Annotated in this window: 16 protein-coding genes and 1 pseudogene; 13 read left to right on the plus strand and 4 right to left on the minus strand. The window is 72.3% G+C overall.

The window, feature by feature from the left end:
* Positions 1–14: 14 nt before the first annotated feature.
* The gene (locus AB0I06_RS26545) at positions 15–1,004 is read left to right on the plus strand and encodes a DUF5926 family protein (RefSeq protein WP_363121335.1); all 990 of its coding nucleotides are present in this window, start codon (positions 15–17) and stop codon (positions 1,002–1,004) included.
* 231 nt (positions 1,005–1,235) lie between these two features.
* On the opposite strand, the gene AB0I06_RS26550 is transcribed toward AB0I06_RS26545, so the two are convergent.
* Together AB0I06_RS26550 and AB0I06_RS26555 are read right to left on the minus strand one after the other, a co-directional pair.
* A complete protein-coding gene (locus AB0I06_RS26550; RefSeq protein ID WP_363121336.1) occupies positions 1,236–1,895 on the minus strand; it encodes a hypothetical protein in 660 nt (219 codons plus the stop codon).
* A gap of 55 nt (positions 1,896–1,950) precedes the next feature.
* Entirely contained in the window at positions 1,951–2,616 is a 666-nt protein-coding gene (locus AB0I06_RS26555; protein ID WP_363121337.1) for a bifunctional DNA primase/polymerase, read from the minus strand.
* A 502-nt stretch (positions 2,617–3,118) separates the two neighbouring features.
* On the opposite strand from AB0I06_RS26555, the gene AB0I06_RS26560 reads away from it, so the two are divergent.
* The gene (locus tag AB0I06_RS26560) at positions 3,119–4,633 is read left to right on the plus strand and encodes a PP2C family protein-serine/threonine phosphatase (protein ID WP_363121338.1); all 1,515 of its coding nucleotides are present in this window, start codon (positions 3,119–3,121) and stop codon (positions 4,631–4,633) included.
* A gap of 76 nt (positions 4,634–4,709) precedes the next feature.
* On the plus strand, positions 4,710–6,173 hold the full coding sequence (locus AB0I06_RS26565; RefSeq protein WP_363121339.1) for an aminopeptidase P family protein: 1,464 nt from the start codon (positions 4,710–4,712) through the stop codon (positions 6,171–6,173).
* 60 nt (positions 6,174–6,233) lie between these two features.
* On the opposite strand, the pseudogene AB0I06_RS26570 reads toward AB0I06_RS26565, so the two are convergent.
* Positions 6,234–6,980: pseudogene (locus AB0I06_RS26570) on the minus strand (triphosphoribosyl-dephospho-CoA synthase); the annotation flags it as partial.
* Between the two features lie 79 nt (positions 6,981–7,059).
* On the opposite strand from AB0I06_RS26570, the gene AB0I06_RS26575 reads away from it, so the two are divergent.
* On the plus strand, positions 7,060–10,098 hold the full coding sequence (locus AB0I06_RS26575) for a glycine--tRNA ligase (RefSeq protein ID WP_363121340.1): 3,039 nt from the start codon (positions 7,060–7,062) through the stop codon (positions 10,096–10,098).
* A gap of 56 nt (positions 10,099–10,154) precedes the next feature.
* Here AB0I06_RS26575 and AB0I06_RS26580 read toward each other — a convergent pair whose 3' ends face one another.
* Positions 10,155–10,619, minus strand: a complete 465-nt coding sequence (locus AB0I06_RS26580) for an ATP-binding protein (RefSeq protein ID WP_363121341.1) — start codon at positions 10,617–10,619, stop codon at positions 10,155–10,157.
* A 244-nt stretch (positions 10,620–10,863) separates the two neighbouring features.
* On the opposite strand from AB0I06_RS26580, the gene AB0I06_RS26585 reads away from it, so the two are divergent.
* The 9 genes from AB0I06_RS26585 (at position 10,864) to AB0I06_RS26625 (ending at position 20,710) form a co-directional block, all read left to right on the plus strand.
* Positions 10,864–11,685 carry a hypothetical protein gene (locus tag AB0I06_RS26585; protein ID WP_363121342.1) on the plus strand — a complete coding sequence of 274 codons (822 nt, stop codon included), beginning with the start codon at positions 10,864–10,866 and terminating at the stop codon, positions 11,683–11,685.
* Between the two features lie 119 nt (positions 11,686–11,804).
* Positions 11,805–12,548, plus strand: a complete 744-nt coding sequence (locus AB0I06_RS26590; RefSeq protein ID WP_363121343.1) for a YcnI family protein — start codon at positions 11,805–11,807, stop codon at positions 12,546–12,548.
* An 89-nt stretch (positions 12,549–12,637) separates the two neighbouring features.
* Positions 12,638–13,291: an SCO family protein gene (locus AB0I06_RS26595; RefSeq protein ID WP_363121344.1), complete on the plus strand. Its 654-nt coding sequence runs from the start codon at positions 12,638–12,640 to the stop codon at positions 13,289–13,291.
* Positions 13,288–13,767 (plus strand): copper chaperone PCu(A)C, encoded by a 480-nt coding sequence (locus AB0I06_RS26600; protein ID WP_363121345.1) that lies wholly within the window; start codon positions 13,288–13,290, stop codon positions 13,765–13,767. Before AB0I06_RS26595 ends, AB0I06_RS26600 begins: the two co-directional genes overlap by 4 nt.
* A 13-nt stretch (positions 13,768–13,780) precedes the next feature.
* Positions 13,781–15,808: a copper resistance protein CopC gene (locus AB0I06_RS26605; protein ID WP_363121346.1), complete on the plus strand. Its 2,028-nt coding sequence runs from the start codon at positions 13,781–13,783 to the stop codon at positions 15,806–15,808.
* Positions 15,809–15,814: 6 nt separating this feature from the next.
* A complete protein-coding gene (gene efeB, locus AB0I06_RS26610) occupies positions 15,815–17,104 on the plus strand; it encodes an iron uptake transporter deferrochelatase/peroxidase subunit (RefSeq protein ID WP_363121347.1) in 1,290 nt (429 codons plus the stop codon).
* A 63-nt stretch (positions 17,105–17,167) separates the two neighbouring features.
* On the plus strand, positions 17,168–18,100 hold the full coding sequence (gene pheA / locus AB0I06_RS26615; protein WP_363121348.1) for a prephenate dehydratase: 933 nt from the start codon (positions 17,168–17,170) through the stop codon (positions 18,098–18,100).
* Positions 18,101–18,617: 517 nt separating this feature from the next.
* Entirely contained in the window at positions 18,618–19,895 is a 1,278-nt protein-coding gene (gene serS / locus AB0I06_RS26620) for a serine--tRNA ligase (RefSeq protein WP_363121349.1), read from the plus strand.
* Positions 19,892–20,710, plus strand: a complete 819-nt coding sequence (locus AB0I06_RS26625; RefSeq protein ID WP_363121350.1) for an HAD family hydrolase — start codon at positions 19,892–19,894, stop codon at positions 20,708–20,710. The genes serS and AB0I06_RS26625 overlap by 4 nt, the downstream gene beginning before the upstream one ends.
* The last annotated feature ends 132 nt before the right edge of the window (positions 20,711–20,842 follow it).

Below are 20,842 nucleotides of genomic sequence, written 5' to 3' on the forward strand. Positions count from 1 at the left end.
CGGGAGACCCATCGATGGCCAAGAAGCGACCCCAGACGAAGGCCAAGCGCCCGCAGACCACGGGCGGGGCCCGCACCGCTGGTGCCGGGGGAGACGTTCCGGTCGTCGGTGCCCGTGAGCCCTGCCCCTGCGGCAGCGGCCGCCGCTACAAGGCGTGTCACGGCCGCGCCGCCTCCCACGCCGCCACCGAGCTGGTGCACCGCCCCTTCGAGGGACTGCCCGGCGAGTGCGACTGGGTGGCCCTGCGCGAGCTGGTGCCGGCGGCCACGGTCGAGCTGACCCTCAAGGACGGCCTGCCCGAGGGCGTCCCCGCGGTCACCCTGGCCACGGTCCTGCCCATGGCCTGGCCCGCCCTGCGCCGCGACGACGGTTCGGTCCTGCTCGGCCTGCAGAACGACACCTCCTCCGGCGACATCAGCCGCGACCTCGCCGACACCCTCCAGCGCGCCCTGGAGGCACAGCCCGGCACCCCCGTCCAGGGCCGCCGCGCCCCGGCCGACAGCCCGCGGTTGCAGGATCTGCTCGACCCCGAGGGCACGTTCGAGCCAGAAGTGCACAGCGGCTTCGAGTTCTGGGTCCCGGACCCGGAGAACGCCACGCCCGACGTGGCCGCCTCGCTGGAGCGCGCCAACGCCGCGGCCATCCCGACCGTCAAGCTCCAGGGCGTGGACGCCGCGTACTGGTGCGAGACCCCGGAGAAGAACCACCTGCGGTGGGTCATGCCGCACGCCGAGGAGCGGCTTCTGGACGCGCTCGCGCGACTGCACGCCGCGGGCCGCTCCAGCCTGGGCGAGGGCACCCGCCTGGTGGGCTCCTTCCGCGCTCACGGGCTCACGGTGCCGGTGTGGGACCTGCCCAGCGAGGTCACCGCCGAGGATGTCGAGAAGCCGGCGGCGGAGTTCGCCGAGCGCCTCGCCGCCGCACTGGCGACGGACGCGCCGCTCACCGCGGACGAGCGCCGCGCCCGTGGCGGCCTCACCAACCGGCAGGTCACGCTCAGCTGACACGCTCCGCGAAGCCCGGCCGTCCGGTCCACCGGCCGGCCCGGCCCGCGTGCCCGCACCGATCACAACTCCCGGCGGGGACAAGCCAGTCGGTGACCGGAAAGACGAGTTCGAATTTGCGAACCGCCGATCTCTTGTTACCGTTCCTGTAGCCCGGTTGCTGGTGCATCCCCCGTCGCCAGCAACCGGGTCTTTTCGTCTCCGCGTCGGCTCACGGCGCGCAGCCGCTCGTCAACTGCCCGTGCGCACAGGCGAGTTGCTCCCGGAGCGCAGCAGCAGCGGCCCCCGGCCGCCCCGCTCGGCGAACTCCGTGACGGCCGTGTACTCCGGCAGATTCCCGCGGGCCGGCTCCCGGGGCGTCTCACACGTCCCCGGCTCGTCCCCGGCTCCCACGGCGCACGTCATCCGTACGCTCCGCTCGTGCGGGCCCATCAGACTCAGCACGGCGTCCAGCGCCTCGCCGGTGGCATTGCGGTAATAGGTCCGCGCCCAGGTCTGCGCACCCTGCGCCACGACGCAGGTCTGCGCCTCGATGCCGTCGGGCGAGGAGAGTTCGGGGCCGCAGCGCACGGCGGTCGCCAGACCCTGGGTGAGCGCCGGGAGGCCACGCTCGGCGGCGGGCACCCCGGGGGCCTTGTCGTCGGCACGCGGAGCGGGACGTACCGCTGCGGACCCGGACGTGCGGGCGCCGGCACCCGCCGGATCCGCGACACCCTCGCGCCCCCCGGATCCCACAGACCCCGGGGATCCCACCGACCTCGCGGGCCCCACGGACCCCGCGGCCGCCACCGCCAGCGGCAGTGCGACCGCGCACGCCACCACCACACCGGCGAGGGCGGACAGTCTGGTCTTCCGGGAGTCCCGGGAGCGGTCCCGGGCGTGACGCCGCATGGTTCCGGAACTTAACGCCCCGGGGCGGGCACCGGGCTCGGCGCGCCCGACGGCCCTACAACTCGGGCGCGCTCACACCCGTTCGAGTGAGGGCTTCCACCACGGCGTCCACCACGGCCTCGACATCGGGCACCCACGGCGAGGCCGAGCCGGGCAGCGGAGCGCGCTCCCAGCGGATCTCGCCCTGGCCCGTCTCGGACGGAGGCAGGGCCAGATAGCCGCCCTCGCCGTGGAAGCGGAGGGAGCCGGGCACGAAGTCCTTGGCGTAGAGCAGCTCGCCGAGCTGCTCCATGGAGTACGGCTTGACCAGGATCGCCCAGCGGGCGGGGGAGGCGACGACCGGGCCGAGCCGTATGCCCATCCGGTCGAGCGCCTTGAGCGCGCGGGCCGCCGGCAGGGCCGGAAGGGAGACCGCGCACGGGGCGTGGCCGCCGGTGGCGAGGATGATCGGGGCCGTCGGCCGGTTGCCCCACCACCAGCGCACCATGCGGCCGTCGGTGGTGGCCGCGAGGAGGCCGGGGTCGAAGGGGTGTGCTCCTGGCACCGTGCATTCGGGGTCCGGGCAGCTGCAGCGGGAGTGCCCCTGCGGGTCCGCCGGCACCCCGGGGAGCACGGGCCACTGCCACCCCGTCGCATAGGTCAGGGCCGCGCCGATCAGCTCAGGACTCCCGTCGCTGCGCTGGGACAGGAGCCTGCGTCGCCTTCCGAGGATCTCGCGCATGAGCGCTCGTTCCTTTCCGTTGCACGCCTGGCAACACCGTGGTCCAGATCACATCATGTGTCGATCACTTCACTGTGCGTACCTGTTGGCGCATCACACCCCTGCCTGAAGCAAGGGGAGCCCCTATGGGTAGAACTTTGGGCTGCCTCCGCGGCCGCCGCCCTTACTGCGTCTGTCGAATGCACGGGCGTGGCGCAGGGGTGGCGAAGTATGGCGTTTGCCGTCGCGCGTATTTCTCTCCGCCTCCGCCACGGGAGGATGGGGCACGGTCGTCGGTGGATAGGACGCCCGGTTCCGTCACCAGGTTCCGGGTGGTTCCCAACCACCCCTGGCCTTTACCGAGTAGGTACCCATCACGACCGTTGTGACGCTCCGTCGAGCAAGCCCAGTCGACCGCAATAAGCCGTCCCCTGAGGCAGTTTTAAGCCAACTTTGCATTTCCGCAAGAGGAAGGGAAGTTGTTCCCTCGCACCGCACGGACACCAGGAAAACCGGCAGGACAATGCTGGACATCTCCTCACGAGTGCGTGTACATGTGGAGACACTGCTAGCGACGCAGAATGACATGGGGGTTTGCGATGCTTTTGAGCAGTACGTACCGGTCGGAAGGCCGGACGCCATGAACGCTCCGCACCCTCCGAAAGTGGCTGGAATCGATCCAACGGTTCCGGCGCCCGCACACACTGTCGCGCCCGTGGCCGCGGGCTCGCCCCCGGCCGCCCCCGCAGATCCCCCGGCGCCCGCCGGCGCGGTGCTCCAGGACCGCCTGGCCGGCTGGGTCTCCGACCTCACCACCCTGCACGAACTCACCGAACGCCTGGCCCGCACGACCGCACTCGACGAGGCACTCCAGGAACTGCTGGGCGCCGGTGCCGCCCTGATCGGAGCCCGGCGCGGCCTCGTCGTCCTGGAACCCGGTGACGGACTCGGCCCTGACACCACCAGCGGCCTCGGCCTCGGCCGCGCCGACCTCGGCCACATCGAGACCGTGCCGCGCAGCGCCCTGTCCTACGGCCGGATCCTCGAGGGGCTGGCGGGCGGCGAGGACGGCATCGCCGAGCCCGACCTGTTCGCCGCCGAGGGGCTCGACCCGCGCCACCGCGAGGTCGCGGCCCGCCTCGGCTACGCGGCCAGCTACGCCCTCCCCCTGGCCACCGACACCGCCGGCCGTCTCGGCGTCGCCGTGTGGCTTTACGACGAGCCCGCCGAGCCGGGCGAGCGGCAGCGCCACCTCACCGGCCTCTACGCGCGGTACGCCGCCGAGCACGTGGCCCGGCTCCTCGAACTGGAACGCACCCGCACGTCCATGGCCACCATGGCCGACGAACTGCTGCCCGCGCGACTGCCCCGGGTCGCCGGTGTCCAGCTCGCCGCCCGGCACCGCACCGGCCCGCGCGGCGGCGGCGACTGGTACGACGCGCTGCCGCTGCCCGACGCCGCCCTCGGCCTCGCCGTGGGGTCCGTCACCGGGTCGGGCCCCAGCGCGGTCGCCGCGATGGGGCGGCTGCGGGCATCGCTGCGCGCGTACGCCGTGATGGAGGGGGAGGATCCGGTCGCCGTCCTGTCCGACCTGGAGCTGCTGCTGCGGCTGACCGAACCGGCCCGCTCGGCCACCACCCTGTTCGGCTACTGCGAACCGGCCGCGCGCAAGATCACGCTGGCCGGCGCCGGGCACAGCCCGCCCCTGCTGATCGGGCAGCGCCGCACGGAGTTCGTCGAGACGTCCGTCTCCGCCCCGCTGGGCATGCTCGCCTGCTGGGAGGCACCCAGCGTGGAGATCCTCGCCGAGCCCGGAGAGACGGTTCTGCTCTACACCGACGGGCTGCTGCACCGCACCGGCGAGGCCACCGACCGCGCCTTCGCCCGGCTGCACGCGGCGGCGGCCGGAGTGCCCCGGGCCCTGCGCGGCGATCCCGGCGCGATCGCCGACCACGTCCTGCGGAGCGTCCTGCCGGACGGCCTGGACGCGGCGCAGGGAGCGGAGGACGTCGTGCTGCTGGCGGCGCGCTTCGAGTAAGGCTCCTCGTCATCGCCCTGAGGCCGCTTCCGCGCCGCCGTACAGTGGACGCTGGTCCAGTGCCGTATCGAGGAGGATGACCGTGGCGGAGGATCTCGCGGAGACCCCGGAGACTGCCGAAGAAGAGCCGATCAAGCAGCGGAAGAACGGACTGTACCCCGGCGTGTCCGACGAGCTGGCCGAGAACATGAAGAGCGGCTGGGCCGACACCGAGCTGCGCGACCTCGAGCCCATCCCCCAGGCCGCCGAGACCGCCGCCCGCCGGGCCGCGCTGTCCGCGCGTTTCCCGGGTGAGCGTCTGGTGATCCCCGCGGGCAACCTGAAGACCCGCTCCAACGACACCGAGTACGCCTTCCGCGCCTCCGTCGAGTACGCCTACCTGACCGGCAACCAGACCGAGGACGGCGTCCTGGTCCTGGAGCCCAAGGGCGAGGGTCACGAGGCGACGATCTACCTCCTGCCGCGCTCCGACCGCGAGAACGGCGAGTTCTGGCTGGACGGCCAGGGCGAGCTGTGGGTCGGCCGCCGGCACTCCCTCACCGAGGCCGGGAAGCTGTACGGCATCCCCGCCTCCGACGTGCGCGAGCTCGCCGGCGCCCTGCGCGAGGCCACCGGCCCGGTGCGGGTCGTGCGCGGCTACGACGCCGGCATCGAGGCGGCCCTGACCGACAAGGTCACCGCCGAGCGCGACGAGGAGCTGCGGGTCTTCCTCTCCGAGGCCCGCCTGGTCAAGGACGAGTTCGAGATCGGCGAGCTGCAGAAGGCGGTCGACTCGACCGTGCGCGGCTTCGAGGACGTGGTGAAGGTCCTCGACAAGGCCGAGGCGACCTCCGAGCGGTACATCGAGGGCACCTTCTTCCTCCGCGCACGCGTGGAGGGCAACGACGTCGGCTACGGCACGATCGCCGCGGCGGGGCCGCACGCGTGCACGCTGCACTGGGTGCGCAACGACGGGGCCGTGCGCTCGGGCGAGCTGCTGCTGCTCGACGCGGGTGTGGAGACCCACACCTACTACACGGCCGACGTGACGCGCACGCTGCCGGTCAACGGCCGGTTCGACGAGATCCAGCGCAAGATCTACGACGCCGTGTACGACGCCCAGGAGGCCGGGATCGCGGCGGTCAGGCCCGGCGCGAAGTACCGGGACTTCCACGACGCCGCGCAGCGGGTGCTGGCCGAGCGGCTCGTCGAGTGGGGCCTGGTCGAGGGGCCCGTGGAGCGGGTGCTGGAGCTGGGCCTTCAGCGCCGCTGGACGCTGCACGGCACCGGTCACATGCTCGGCATGGACGTGCACGACTGCGCGGCCGCGCGGGTCGAGGCGTATGTCGACGGTGTCCTCGAGCCCGGGATGTGCCTGACCGTGGAGCCCGGCCTGTACTTCCAGGCGGACGACCTGACGGTGCCGGAGGAGTACCGGGGCATCGGGGTGCGGATCGAGGACGACATCCTCGTCACCGAGGACGGCAACCGGAATCTGAGCGCCGCGCTGCCCCGGCGCTCCGACGAGGTCGAGGCGTGGATGGCCTCCCTCAAGGGCTGAGTTCCGGGTACGGGTGGGGTGGGGGCTGGTCGCGTCCTCGCGGCGGAGCCGCACAGTGACTCAGCCCCGCCCCCCTGAACGGGCGTCCAGGAACAGGGCGGCTGCCAGCAGAGCCCCGCTGCCCCTCGGGGCCCAGACGCGTTCCGTGAGGTCGGCGTCCAGGGCTCTCAGCGCCGCCGCGCCGGGCCCCGTCGCCGTGCCGCCCGCCTCCAGGACCCGGCGGGCGCCCGCCTGGACGTGGCGCAGTCCCAGGGGTCCGGCCGTGTACAGCAGTTCCGTGTCCTGGAGGGTGGACATCACCGTGAGCAGGGTGTCCAGCCGCGCCTGGGGCTCGTCGGCGCCCCGGGCGCGGGCCGCGGTGAGGGCGGTCAGGGCCCGGCGGACGTGGGGGAAGTCGGCCCTGGCCTCTCCTCGCGCACCGGCCGCGCCGTAGCGGGCCGACATCGTGGAGCCGCGGGAGGGGCTGCGCGGGGCACGGCGGTCCGGGTGGGCGGCCAGCTGTCCGGCCAGGGCCGTGAGGCCGGCCGGCCCGGCTCCGGTCCGCAGTGCCGTCGCCGCCACCAGCAGGCCGAGAGTCCACAGGGCCCCTCGGTGGCCACCGCCCGTCAACGCCACCGTGTGTTCCGTGGAGCGTCCGATCGCGCCCAGGTCCCTGCGGAGCCCGGCGCTGGGTTCGCCCGTGCGGCGGGCGGTGGCGGCCATCGCGGTGAGACCGGGCAGCAGGGCCCGGGCCGACCAGCGCAGCGCCCTGTGGTCCCGGCGGGTGGCCCGGGCCGTCACATCGCGTGGGTCGGGCAGGCCCGGCTGTGCACCTCCTGTGAAGGTGCCGGGCGTCCGGCCGGTCGGTCAAGAAACAGCAGGTCAGCGCTAGTTGACGTATGAGATCATGGCCGACCTTGCCGGGCCGACTCTGGGAACGGGCGCGATCACCATGAAGAACGTATCGACGGCGCTGACCATGCAGGACGCCATCCTCACCCTGCAGAAGTACTGGAGCGACAACGGCTGCATGATCACGCAGCCGCTGAACACCGAGGTCGGAGCCGGTACGGCCAACCCGGCCACGGCACTGCGGGTGCTCGGTCCCGAGCCGTGGAGCGTCGCCTACGTGGAGCCGAGCGTACGGCCGGACGACTCGCGGTACGGCGAGAACCCCAACCGGCTCCAGACCCACACCCAGTTCCAGGTGATCCTCAAGCCCGACCCGGGCAACCCGCAGGAGCTGTACCTGGGCAGCCTGCGTGCCCTGGGCGTCGACCTGAACGCGCACGACGTGCGGTTCGTCGAGGACAACTGGGCCTCCCCCGCGCTCGGCGCATGGGGGCTGGGCTGGGAGGTCTGGCTGGACGGGATGGAGATCACCCAGTTCACCTACTTCCAGCAGGTCGGCGGTGTCGCCCTGGACCCGGTCTCGGTGGAGATCACGTACGGCCTCGAACGCATCCTGATGAACCTCCAGGGCGTGTCCCACTTCAAGGACATCGCCTACGCGCCGGGCATCACCTACGGCGAGGTGTTCGGGCAGAACGAGTACGAGATGAGCCGCTACTACCTCGACGACGCCGACATCGACACCAATCACCGGCTGTTCGAGTCGTACGCGGCCGAGGCGCGACGCCTGCTGGACCTGGAGCTGCCGGTCCCGGCGTACACCTACGTGCTCAAGTGCAGCCACACCTTCAACGTGCTCGACGCGCGCGGTGCGATCAGCACCACCGAGCGGGCCAAGGCCTTCTCGCTGATGCGCGGCCTGACGCACGAGACCGCCAAGCTGTGGGAGCGGCGGCGGGCCGCGCTGGAGCATCCGCTCGGGCTGGCTCAGGCACCGGCTCCGGCCGAGCGGGGCATGCTGCCCAAGGTGCCCGGCGTCGAGACGCTGCTCTTCGAGATCGGCGTGGAGGAGCTGCCGTACGCCGACGTCCCCGCGACCACCGAAGCGGTGCGCGAGTCGGTCACCGCCAAGCTCGCCGCGACCCGGCTGGGGCACGGCGCGATCAACGTCATGGCCACGCCCCGCCGCATCGTGATCACGGTGGACGGTGTGCAGCCCCGCGAGCGGGACACCATGCGGACCGTGCGCGGCCCCAAGGTCGCCGCCGCCTACAAGGACGGCGTCCCCACCCCCGCGCTGCTCGGCTTCGCCCGCAGCCAGGGGGCCGAGGCGTCGGACGTACGGGTCGTCGAGGTCAACGGGGTCGAGTACGTGGCGCTCACCCGCCATGAGGAGGGGCGTCCGGCCGTCGAGGTGCTCAGCGAGCTGCTGGCCGAGGTGGTCTCCGGGCTGCGGGCCGGGCGCAACATGCGCTGGAGCGATCCCGGGCTGTCCTTCTCGCGTCCGGTGCGCTGGCTGCTCGCGCTGCTGGGCCGTACCCCCCTGCCCGTGGTGGTCTCCTCGCTCTCCGCGAGCGACACCACACGGGTGCAGCGGCAGGCCCCCTACCCGGAGGTGCGGGTGACCTCCGCCGAGGGCTATCCGCACTTCCTGCACATGCACGGCATCCTGCTCGACCGGGAGGCCCGGCGCGGGGCGGTCGTGCGCGGCGCCCTGGAGGCGGCGGCCGAGGTGGGCGGGCACATCGACGTGGAGGCTCAGGCGGGGCTGATCGACGAGATCACCGACATCCTGGAGTTCCCCTACGCCGTGCGGGGGTCGTTCGACGAGCGCTACCTCGAACTGCCCGCGAGCGTCCTGACCACCGTGATGCGCAAGCACCAGCGCTATCTGCCGGTGCTGGACGGTGAGCGGCTCATGCCGCACTTCGTGACCTTCGCCAACGCCCTGTGCGACGACGACGTCGTGCGGGCCGGCAACGAGGCGGTCCTGCGGGCCCGCTACGAGGACGCCTCGTTCTTCTGGCGGGCGGACCTGAAGGTGGCGCCGGAGGAGTTCCGCCGGCGGCTGGACAAGCTGACCTTCGAGGACCGGCTGGGCACGGTCGCCGACCGCGCCGTCCGGCTCGCCTCCCTCGCCCAGGACCTGGCCGGGCGGGCCGGGCTGCCGGAGGAGTCGGTGGAGGTCGTACGGCGGGCCGGTGCGCTGGCCAAGTTCGACCTGGCGTCGCAGATGGTGATCGAGTTCTCCGGGCTGGCCGGGGTGATGGCGGAGGAGTACGCCCGCCGTGCCGGTGAGTCCCCGGAGGTCGCCCGGGCGCTGGCCGAGATGGAGCTGCCCCGGTCCGCCGGTGGCGCTCTGCCGGCCACGGACGCCGGTGCCGTGCTGTCGCTCGCCGACCGGTTCGACCTGGTGACGGGCATGTTCCTGATCGGCGCGGCACCGACCGGGAGCTCCGACCCGTACGGGGTGCGCCGGGCCGCGATCGGCCTGCTCAACGTGTTGCGCAGCCTGCCGGCCGTGGCCGGGGTGCGGGTGAGCGAGGGACTGCGTGCGGCGGCCGTGCGGTACGCCGCGCAGGGTGTCGAGGTGCCCGCCGAGCGGGTCGCCGAGGCGGCCGAGCTCATCACCCGGCGCTATGAGCAGCAGCTCACCGACGCCGGGCACGAGCACCGGCTCGTGCAGGCCGTACTGGGCTGGGCCGACCGTCCCGCCCATGGCGATCACACGCTGGCCACGCTGGAGCGGCACGTCGGCAGTGAGGCGTTCGAGGCGCTCGCCGCCGCGTTCCAGCGGGTGGTGCGCATCCTGCCCGAGGGCGGAGTCGAAGGGGCGGACGTGTCCCTGCTGACCGCGCCCGCCGAACTGCGCCTGGTCGAGAGCGCGCAGGCCGTGCGGGAGGCCCTGCGGGGGCGGGAGGACGACCTCGGCGCGCTGATCGAGGTCTCCGCCCCGCTGGTCGAGGCGATCGGCGCCTTCTTCGACGAGGTGCTGGTGATGGACCCCGACCCGGCGCTCCGGGCGGCACGGCTGGCGCTGCTGACGGAGGTGGCGGGACTGGCCCGTACGACGCTCGACTGGAGCGCGCTGTAGGGCGGTTCGTCAGGGGCGGTGTTTCACGTGAAACACCGCCCGCCTCACCTGGGCGGTCAGACCGCCATCAGCGGGGCGTCGCTGCGCCACTTGAGGACCTTGTCGAAGCTCACCACGGCTCCGCCCCGGCCCGACTTGTTGCCGATGTGGACATGGTCGGCGAGCTCCTCGATGAGGCACAGCCCCCTGCCGCTCTCCGCGTCCGTGTGCGCGGGCCGGATCGCCGGACGGGAGCGGCCCGCGGACGCCGCGGGGAAGCCGGGGCCCGCGTCGGCGACCTCGATCCGGCACTTCTCACCGTCGAGGTAGGCGGTGACCCGGTAGGCCTCCGAGCCGGGCCCGCGCCCGGTGTCCCCACCGTGTTCCACGGCGTTCGCGCACGCCTCGCTGAGGGCCACGGAGAGGTCGTAGGAGATGTCCGGGTCGACGCCCGCGGTCTCCATCGTGCCGATCAGCAGGCGGCGGGCGAGCGGCACGCTCGCAGCTTCGCGCCGCAGATGGAGTGACCACCAAATGCTCATGCTCCAGCCTCCTGGCTGCGGCTCGACATACCGTTACGTATTGCCCTGAGTACCGGTGTGTAAGCGTGAAGTTGACGTGAGGCCGCCCATACGGCGGATGCGCGCTGGTCCTGATCGGTGTATGCGGAGGCGGACACCGGCGCATCCGGGGGCGCGTCGGGCCAGAGCGTGACGTTCCGGTCGTACGGCATCTTGTGGACCTGCCGCACGGGGCCCGCGGGGCCAGTGCGATGATGAGCCCGCCATGACTGCCCCCCACGCGCGCGCGACGCGCTCCGGACACACGCTCCGGATCCTGCGGGCCGCGGTGTTCGCCGCGGTCTGTGTCGTGCTGGCCGGGGCAGGTCACGCGCTCGCCTCCTGCGACGGCATTCCGCTGTGGACGCTGGGGGCCGGGTTCCTCGCAGTGGTCGCGGTGACGGTCCCGCTCGCCGGGCGCGTGCGCTCGCTGGCGGGGATCACGGCCCTGCTCGCGGTCGGCCAGACGGTGCTGCACACGCTGTTCGGCCTGGGCCAGCACGGTACGGCCGCCGCCACCTCCTCGGTCCGGGCGGGCGCGAGCGACGCCGCGCTGGTGCAGCAGGCCGCGCGGTTCGTGTGCGGCACGACGGCGGCGGCGATCAGCCCGGCACAGGCCCAGCGGATCCTCAGCGACGCGCGCGTCCAGCCGCCCGCGGGAACGCATACGCACCTGGCCGCGGACGCCGTGTCCGGCTCATCGGCCTCGCTGTGGCCGTCCCTGCCGATGCTGCTCGGTCACGCCCTCGCGGCGCTCGCCGCCGGCTGGCTGCTGCGCCACGGCGACCTGGCACTGCTGCGGCTCACCGAACTGTCGGCGCAGGGTGTCACGGAGGGGGCGCTCGTGCGCTCCCTGCGAGCCGCCCTTGCGCTGGTGTGCGCCCTGCGTGCCGGACTTCCGGGAGCGCCCGAGGCCCATCCGCGCCCGGTGCGTGCCGCGCGCCACACGCCTCTGACGCCTCGCACGACGGCGCTCCAGCACACGGTGATCCGGCGCGGACCTCCGGCCGTGCCGGCTTCCGCAGCCGCACTCGCCCTCGCCGCCTGACGCGACGCGACCACCACCACTCCGCTCCCGCGGAGGAGGGGCCGCCGTCGTGCGGCACGCGCGTGTGCGCGCATCCCTCCTTCACCCTTCAGACCGACTCACAGCGGAGTGCCCCTTCCATGAAGGCTTCCCGTATCGTCGCGGCCGGTGCCGCCGCCGGTATCACCGTTCTCGCCCTGTCCGCTCCCGCCTTCGCGCACGTCACCGTGCAGCCCGAGGGCACGGCCGCCAAGGGCGGCTACGCGGTCATCGACTTCAAGGTCCCCAACGAGCGCGACGATGCCTCGACCACCAAGCTCGAGGTCAACTTCCCGACCGACCACCCGCTGGCCTCCGTCATGCCGGAGCCCATGCCGGGCTGGAAGATCGTCGTCACCAAGTCCAAGCTGGACAAGCCGCTGGAGATGCACGGCGAGAAGATCACCGAGGCCGTCACCAAGGTCACCTGGACCGCCGAGGGCAAGGGCATCGAGGCCGGCTACTTCGAGAAGTTCCCGCTCTCCGTCGGGCAGCTGCCCGAGGACACCGACCAGCTGGTCTTCAAGGCCCTCCAGACGTACTCCAACAAGGAGGTCGTCCGCTGGATCGAGGTGCCGCAGAAGGGCCAGGAAGAGCCTGACAACCCGGCCCCCGTGCTGGAGCTGTCCGCCGCCTCCGAGGACGGCCACCACGGTTCGGCGGCCGACGAGGACTCCGACGCCTCGTCCGCCGAGAAGGCCTCCACCGACACCGCCGCCTCCGACTCCGACTCCTCCGACGGCACCGACACCACCGCCCGCGTCCTGGGCGTCGTCGGCATCGTGGTCGGCGCGGCGGGCGTCGCCTACGGCGTCCTCGCCGGGCGCCGGCGGTCCGAGGCCTGAGGCCGCATCCGTTGACGGCGCGCACCGGGCCCCGCTCCCTGTGGGGCACCCGGTGCGCGCCGGGTCACCGACATCTGGGACATTTTTCTATGCGCACCAAGACCTTCGCCGCGGCCGCCCTGCTCGCCGCCGCCTCCCTCACCCTGACCGCCTGCGGCAGCGGCGACGACAGCGACAAGCCCGTCTCCGTGGTGTCGGAGGAGGCCGGCTCCGACAAGGCCGCCACGGTCCTCGACAAGCCGTTCGAGAAGCCGGACCTGGTCCTCACCGACACCCAGGGCAAGAAGTACGACCTCCGCAAGGAGACCGCGGGCAAGCCCACGCTGATCTACTTCGGCTACACCCACTGCCCCGACGTCTGCCCGCTGACCATGAACAACATCGCCGTCGCCAAGAAGCAGCTGCCCAAGGCCGAGCAGGACCAGCTGCGCGTGGTGTTCGTCACCACCGATCCCCAGCGCGACACCCCGGCCGAGCTCGGCAAGTGGCTCAAGGGCATCGACAGCCGGTTCATCGGCCTGACCGGTAACTTCGCCACCATCCAGGCCGGCGCCCGCACCCTCGGCATCTCCATCGAGCCGACGCGCAAGGACAAGAACGGCAAGCTGATCTCCGAGCACGGCACCCAGGTCATCGCGTTCTCCCCGAAGACCGACGGCGGCTACGTGCTCTACGGCGAGGACGCCGACGTCGACGACTACACCAAGGACCTCCCCAAGATCATCAAGGGGGAGAACCCGTGAGGCGGCGACTGGGCCCGGCGGCCCTCGCCATAGCCGGGGCCCTGGCCCTGGCCGGCTGCGGCGGCTCGGACTCGGACGGCTCCGGTGACAGCGGCTCCGGGAAGGCGGAACTGTCCGTCGGCTCCGCCTACATGCCGCAGCCGGTGTCCGACGACATGGCGGCCGGATTCCTCACCGTCACCAACAAGGGCGGTGCCGCCGACGAGCTGACCTCGGTCACCAGCGACATCGCCGGGCAGATCACCGTGCACGAGACGGTCGGCGGGGCCATGCGGGAGGTCAAGAGCCTCAAGATCCCCGCGGGCGGCCGGCTGGAGCTGAGGAGCGGCGGCGACCACCTGATGTTCGAGCAGCTGAAGCGCAAGCCGAAGGAAGGCCAGAACGTCTCCGTCGAGCTGCACTTCGCCCACTCCGGCCCCGTGAAGGTCGAGATGCCGGTGAAGCCGGCGACCTACACGCCCACGACCGGACATTGAGGGAGGGACTCCTGTGACGCAGACCATCGCCCCCCGCGTCCGGACACTGGTGCTGCTGCTCCTGGCCGCGGCCTGCGCACTCCTGGCCGGAGCCGGCCCGGCCTCCGCGCACGCCGCCGTGACCGGCAGCGACCCCGCGCAGGGGGCGGTGGTCGACAAGGCCCCGGCCCGGATCTCGCTCACCTTCTCCGAGCAGGTCGCGCTGTCCGACGACTCGCTGCGCGTCCTCGACCCCCAGGGCAAGCGCGCCGACACGGGCAAGCCCGCCAACGTCAGCGGCACGACATACGCCGTGCCGCTGCGCCCGGGCCTGCCCGACGGCACCTACACGGTGGCCTACCAGGTCGTCTCGGCGGACAGTCATCCCGTCGCCGGCGCCTACACCTTCTCCATCGGCGCCCCCTCCAAGACGTCCGTCTCGGTCTCGGGGCAGTCCGCCGACGACGGGGTCGTGGGCTGGCTGTACGGCTTCGGGCGGTACGTGTCGTACGCCGGGTTCATCGTGATGGCCGGCGGCGCCGCCTTCGTGCTCGCCTGCTGGCGGCGCGGTTCCGGGGTGCGGCCGGTGCAGCGGTTCGTCGTCTCGGGGTGGGTCGCCCTCACCGCGGCGACCCTCGCCCTGCTCCTCCTGCGCGGCTCCTTCACCGGGTCCGGGAAGGTCTCCGACATCGTCGACCTGGCCCTGCTCGGCCAGGTGCTCCAGACCAAGTCCGGTGCGGCCCTGGTGTCCCGGCTGCTGCTGCTCGCCGCGGCGGCCCTGTTCATCGCCGTGCTGTTCGGGGCGTACGACAAGCGTGAGGACGCCCAGGAGAAGCGGGACCTGACCTTCGGGCTCTCGATCGGCGGCATCGTCGTGGCGGCCGGGCTCGCGGCGAGCTGGGCCATGTCCGAGCACGCCTCGGTCGGTCTCCAGGCGGGCCTGGCCATGCCGGTCGACGTGCTCCACCTGCTGGCCGTCGCCGCCTGGCTCGGCGGACTGGGCGCGCTGCTGGTCGCCCTGTACCGCGCGCCCGCGGACACGCCCGTCGACGCCCCGGCCGTGCAGCGCTTCTCCCGTCTCGCCTTCGGCAGCGTCCTCGCCCTGATCGCGACCGGGACGTACCAGTCCTGGCGCCAGCTGGGCTCCTGGTCCGCCTTCACCGACACCCGCTACGGCCAGCTCCTCCTCGCCAAGATCGCCCTCGTGGTCGTCCTGGTCGGGGTCGCGTGGATCTCGCGCCGGTGGACGGGCCGACTGACGGAGACGGCGCCCGCGGAGGCATCGGCGGTACGGGAGAAGGAGCGGGTGAGCGCGGGGGCGGAGGCCGCCGGGGACGTGGACACCACGGCCGTCCGCCGCGGTGAGTCCCCCGGCGAGGGCGACAGCACCCTCGACACCGACACGGCCCCCGCTCACGGGGCCGACGCCTCCGGCACCGCCACCGGCAAGCAGCCCGGCTCCGAGCCCGCCGACACCGAGCGGGCCGCGCAGCTCGCCCGGCAGCAGGCGGCCCGGGACACCGCGCGGCAGAAGCGGCTGCGGGACGCGGACCCCAACCGCTCCGGGCTCCGGCGCTCCGTGCTGGCCGAGGCCGGTATCGCGGTCGTGCTGCTGGCCGTCACCACCGTCCTGACCCAGACCGAGCCCGGACGCACCGAGCAGGAGGCCAAGGCGGCCACCGCCGCCTCCGCGTCCTCGGCCCCCGACACGGGCGCGTCGGGAGCGCTGACCCTGAACATGCCGTTCGACACCGGCGGCGAGGACGGCAAGGGCATCGTCACCATCGACATCGACCCCGCACGCGTGGGCAACAACGAGATGCACGTCTACGTGGAGCGGCCCAACGGCCGGGCCTTCGACATCCCCGAGGTGAAGGTCGAGTTCACCCTGAAAGCCAAGGACATCGGGCCCCTTCCCGTCGTCCCCGACCACATCGCTACCGGACACTGGTCGGCGAACGGAGTGCAGATCCCCATGGCCGGCGACTGGAAGGTCGACGTGACCGTGCGGACCTCCGACATCGACGAGGTGACCGTCTCCAAGAACGCTCAGATCGGCTGAACGACCATGCCTGACCAGTCCATCCCCCCAGCCCGTACCCCCGAGGCCGCCACCGGGGAGCCCGCGGCGACCGCCGCCCACGAGGGCATCTCGCGGCGGCGGCTGCTCGGCACCGCCGGTGCCACCGGGCTCGTCCTCGGCACGGCGGGCGCCGCGGCGGGATACGGCGCCGCCCCCTCCGAGGCCGCCGCTCCGCTCACCTCGCTCGGCACCGACCGGGCGATGTTTCACGGGAAACATCAGCCCGGCATCACCGACGGACTCCAGGCCCGCGGCCACCTCGTCGCCTTCGACCTGGCGGCGGGCGCCGGCCGCAAGGAAGCCGCCGCCCTGCTGCGTCGCTGGTCGGAGACGGCCCGGCGGCTGATGGCAGGCGAGCCCAGCGGCCACGACGACACCGGCGTGGCCCGCGACGCCGGACCCTCGTCGCTGACGCTCACTTTCGGCTTCGGCCACAGCTTCTTCGCCCGCACGGGCCTGGAGAAGCAGCGGCCCACCGCCCTCGACCCGCTGCCCGAGTTCTCCTCCGACCGCCTGGACAAGAGCCGCAGCAACGGCGACCTGTGGGTGCAGATCGGCGCCAACGACGCCCTGGTCGCCTTCCACGCCCTGCGCGCGATCCAGAAGGACGCGGGCCGGGCGGCCAAGGTCCGCTGGCAGATGAACGGCTTCAACCGCTCGCCCGGCGCCACCTCCCACCCCATGACGGCCCGCAACCTGATGGGCCAGATCGACGGCACCCGCAACCCCAAGCCCGGCGAGAGCGACTTCGACCAGCGCGTCTTCGTGCCCGAGACGGGCGAACCGGCCTGGATGGCGAACGGCTCCTACGCCGTCGTCCGCCGGATCCGCATGCTCCTCGACGACTGGGAGCAGCTCTCCCTCAAGGCGCAGGAGGACGTGATCGGGCGCCGCAAGTCCGACGGGGCGGCACTGTCCGGAGGCACCGAGACGACCGCGATGGACCTGGAGAAGACGGACGCCAAGGGCAACCTGGTCGTCCCGATCAACGCCCACGCGCGCATCACCCGGCCCGATCAGAACGGCGGCGCCGCGATGCTCCGCCGCCCCTTCTCCTTCCACGACGGCATCGACGGCGACGGGATGCCCGACGCGGGGCTCCTGTTCGTCTGCTGGCAGGCCGATCCGCTGCGCGGGTTCGTGCCGGTGCAGCGCAAGCTCGACCGCGGCGACGCCCTGTCGCAGTTCATCCGGCACGAGTCGAGCGGTCTGTTCGCCGTGCCGGGCGGGGCCGGGCGGGGCGAGTACGTGGGGCAGAGGTTGCTGGAGGGGTGACAGTTCAGCCCTGTGCGGTCTTTGCGGGGGATAGCGCTTCCGCGAGCCCATTAGGGTGAGGTCATGCCAGCGAGCTATGCGTATCTCGGCCCTGAGGGCACCTTCACCGAAGTCGCCCTGCGCACGCTTCCCGAGGCCGCCACCCGGGAGCTCATCCCGTACGTGTCCGTCCAGTCCGCACTCGACGCGGTACGCGCCGGCGAGGCCGAGGCCGCGTTCGTGCCGATCGAGAACTCCGTCGAGGGCGGCATCACCACCACCCTCGACGAGCTGGTCGCCGGCACGCCGCTGATGATCTACCGCGAAGTGCTGCTGTCGATCACCTTCGCGCTGCTGGTCCGCCCGGGCACGACGCTGTCGGACATCAAGACCGTCTCCGCGCACCCCGCCGCTCAGCCGCAGGTGCGCAACTGGCTGAAGAAGCACCTCCCGGACGCGCACTGGGAGTCGGCCGCCTCGAACGCGGACGCCGCCCGGCTGGTCCAGGAGGGGCAGTACGACGCCGCCTTCGCCGGTGAGTTCGCGGCCGCCCGCTACGGTCTGGAGGCCCTGGAGACCGGGATCCACGACGCGGAGAACGCCCAGACCCGGTTCGTGCTGGTCGGCCGGCCTGCCCGGCCCGCGGCACCGACGGGAGCGGACAAGACCTCGATCGTGCTGTGGCAGCGTGACGACCACCCCGGCGGTCTGCGCGACCTGCTGGGCGAGTTCGCCACCCGCGGCATCAACCTGATGCTGCTCCAGTCCCGGCCCACCGGCGAGGGCATCGGCAACTACTGCTTCTGCATCGACGCCGAGGGCCACATCTCCGACCGCCGGATGGCCGACGCCCTGATGGGTCTGAAGCGGATCTGCCTCCAGGTGCGCTACCTCGGTTCCTACCCGCGCGCGGACATGCGGCCGGAGCAGGTGCAGCCGCCGCGGCTGGGGACCTCCGACGAGGAGTTCGCGGGGGCGGCGGACTGGGTCGCGCGGTGCCAGGACGGCCGCTTCTGACCGGTCGTACCGGCTGGTTGTCGTTATCCACAGAAGTTATCCACAGGTCCGCTTCTCGACCTGGGGACAAGTCGACAACGGAGCATGACTCAGTCGACAAATCGTCCTACAGGCCCCTGATGGGTCCATCCGGGCGCAGGTCACCCTTCGTCCACCGTTTCCCTTTGTATAACTCTTCCGGGTGACCACATTCCACTCCAAAGTGAGGATGGAGCGGGTTTGCCCAGGGAATTCCGAGGGAGTTCCCGGCCTTCCGGAGTGATCAATTCCAAAGTCCACAGATCTTCCACACAGCCTGTGGATAACTTTTTGGAGAGTGTGGATCCCTGTGGACAACCCAAGCCCAAGTCCCGCTTCCCGCAAGGGATTCACGTCAACGCGGCGCCGTGCGGATGCCTCGCTCCGGGGATACGGCCCGTTTCATTGACACCACACGTGATTCACGCATAACGGCACGTATGCCACGCCCTCGATAGTGAGTCGTGGCCGGTCATCCCGCACCGGTAGCCTTGGACGCGTGATTGACCTTCGCCTGCTCCGTGAGGACCCCGACCGTGTGCGCGCCTCGCAGCGCGCCCGTGGAGAGGACGTCGCCCTCGTCGACTCCCTCCTGTCTGCCGACGAGCGGCGCAGGTCGTCCGGCGTCCGCTTCGACGAGCTGCGCGCCGAGCAGAAGGCGCTCGGCAAGCTCATCCCCAAGGCGGCCGGCGACGAGAAGGCCGAGCTGCTGAAGAAGGCGGGCCAGCTCGCCGCCGACGTCAAGGCGGCCGACGCGGACCGTGACGCGGCCGCGACCGAGACCCAGGAACTGCTCCAGCGCCTCGGCAACCTCGTCCACCCCGACGTGCCCGTGGGCGGCGAGGAGGACTTCGTCACGCTCGAGACGCACGGCACGATCCGCGACTTCGCCGCCGAGGGCTTCGAGCCCAAGGACCACCTGGCCCTCGGCCAGATCCTCGGCGCCATCGACGTCGAGCGGGGCGCCAAGGTCTCCGGCTCGCGCTTCTACTTCCTGACGGGTGTGGGCGCGCTCCTGGAGCTCGCCCTGGTGAACGCGGCGATGGCCCAGGCCACCGCGGCCGGCTTCACCCCGATGCTGACCCCGGCGCTGGTCCGCCCCCAGTCCATGGCGGGCACGGGCTTCCTCGGCCAGGCCGCCCAGGACGTCTACCACCTCGCCGACGACGACCTCTACCTGGTCGGCACGTCCGAGGTGCCGCTCGCGGCGTACCACATGGACGAGATCCTCGACGCCGACCGCCTCCCCCTGCGCTACGCGGGCTTCTCGCCCTGCTTCCGCCGCGAGGCCGGCTCGCACGGCAAGGACACCCGGGGCATCTTCCGCGTGCACCAGTTCGACAAGGTCGAGATGTTCTCCTACGTCGCTCCCGAGGACTCGCAGGCGGAGCACCAGCGCCTGCTGGAGTGGGAGAAGCAGTGGCTGACCTCGCTGGAGCTGCCGTACCGCGTGATCGACGTGGCGAGCGCCGACCTGGGCGCCTCGGCCGCCCGCAAGTTCGACTGCGAGGCGTGGATCCCGACCCAGGGCAAGTACCGCGAGCTCACCTCGACCTCGGACTGCACCGAGTTCCAGTCCCGCCGCCTGTCGATCCGGGTCCGTGAGGGCAAGCAGGTCCGCCCGCTGGCCACGCTCAACGGCACGCTGTGCGCCGTCCCGCGCACGATCGTGGCGATCCTGGAGAACCACCAGCAGGCCGACGGCTCGGTGCGCGTGCCCGAGGTGCTGCGTCCGTACCTGGGCGGCCGGGAGGTCCTGGAGCCGGTGGCCAAGTGAGCGACACGGCTTCCCCGGGCGGCTTTCCCTACCGGCTCGTCGCCACCGATCTCGACGGCACGCTGCTGCGTTCCGACGACACGGTGTCTGCGCGCACCCGTGACGCGCTCGCCGCTGCCACGGCGGCGGGCGCCGCGCACATCGTCGTCACCGGCCGCGCGGTCCCCTGGACCCGGCACATCCTCGACGACCTCGGCTACCAGGGCCTGGCCGTCTGCGGTCAGGGCGCGCAGGTCTACGACGCGGGCGCGCACCGGCTGCTGACGTCGGTGACGCTGGACCGGCAGCTGGCCGGGGTGGCGCTCGCCAAGATCGAGGCGGAGGTCGGCCCGCTGCACCTGGCCGCGAGCCGCGACGGCCTCGACGGCGAGGTGCTGGTGGGCCCCGGCTACGCGGTCACGGGCAGCCTGCCCGCGACACCCTTCACGAACGCGTCGGATCTGTGGGCCGCGCCCCTGAACAAGCTGTACATCCAGCACCCGACGCTGAGCGACGACGAACTCTGCGAGGCGGCCACACGCACCGCCGGCGGATTCGTCACCGTCACGATGGCGGGCGCGGGGATCGTCGAGCTCCTCCCCCTTGGCCTGTCCAAGGCGACGGGGCTGTCCCTTGCGGCCCGCCGGCTCGGTCTCAAGGCCGCCGACACGATCGCCTTCGGCGACATGCCCAACGACATACCGATGTTCGCCTGGGCGTCCTACGGCGTCGCCATGGCCGACGCCCACGCGGAACTGAAGGCGGTGGCCGACGAGGTGACGTCCTCCCACGACGAGGACGGCATCGCGGTGGTGCTGGAGCGGTTGCTGGGCTGAGCGTCGGGCTAGGCCGTGTCCGCAAAGTCCCTCCGTCCGCCCGGAGGGCGGGCCCTGCGGCGTCTGGTGCGTGCTCTCGGCGTGCCGGGTGGAGTCCCTCGTACTGGACGTACTTGGGGCTGCGCCCGGTGC

It is taken from the genome of Streptomyces sp. NPDC050674 (genome assembly GCF_040654575.1).
Classification (GTDB): Bacteria; Actinomycetota; Actinomycetes; order Streptomycetales; family Streptomycetaceae; genus Streptomyces.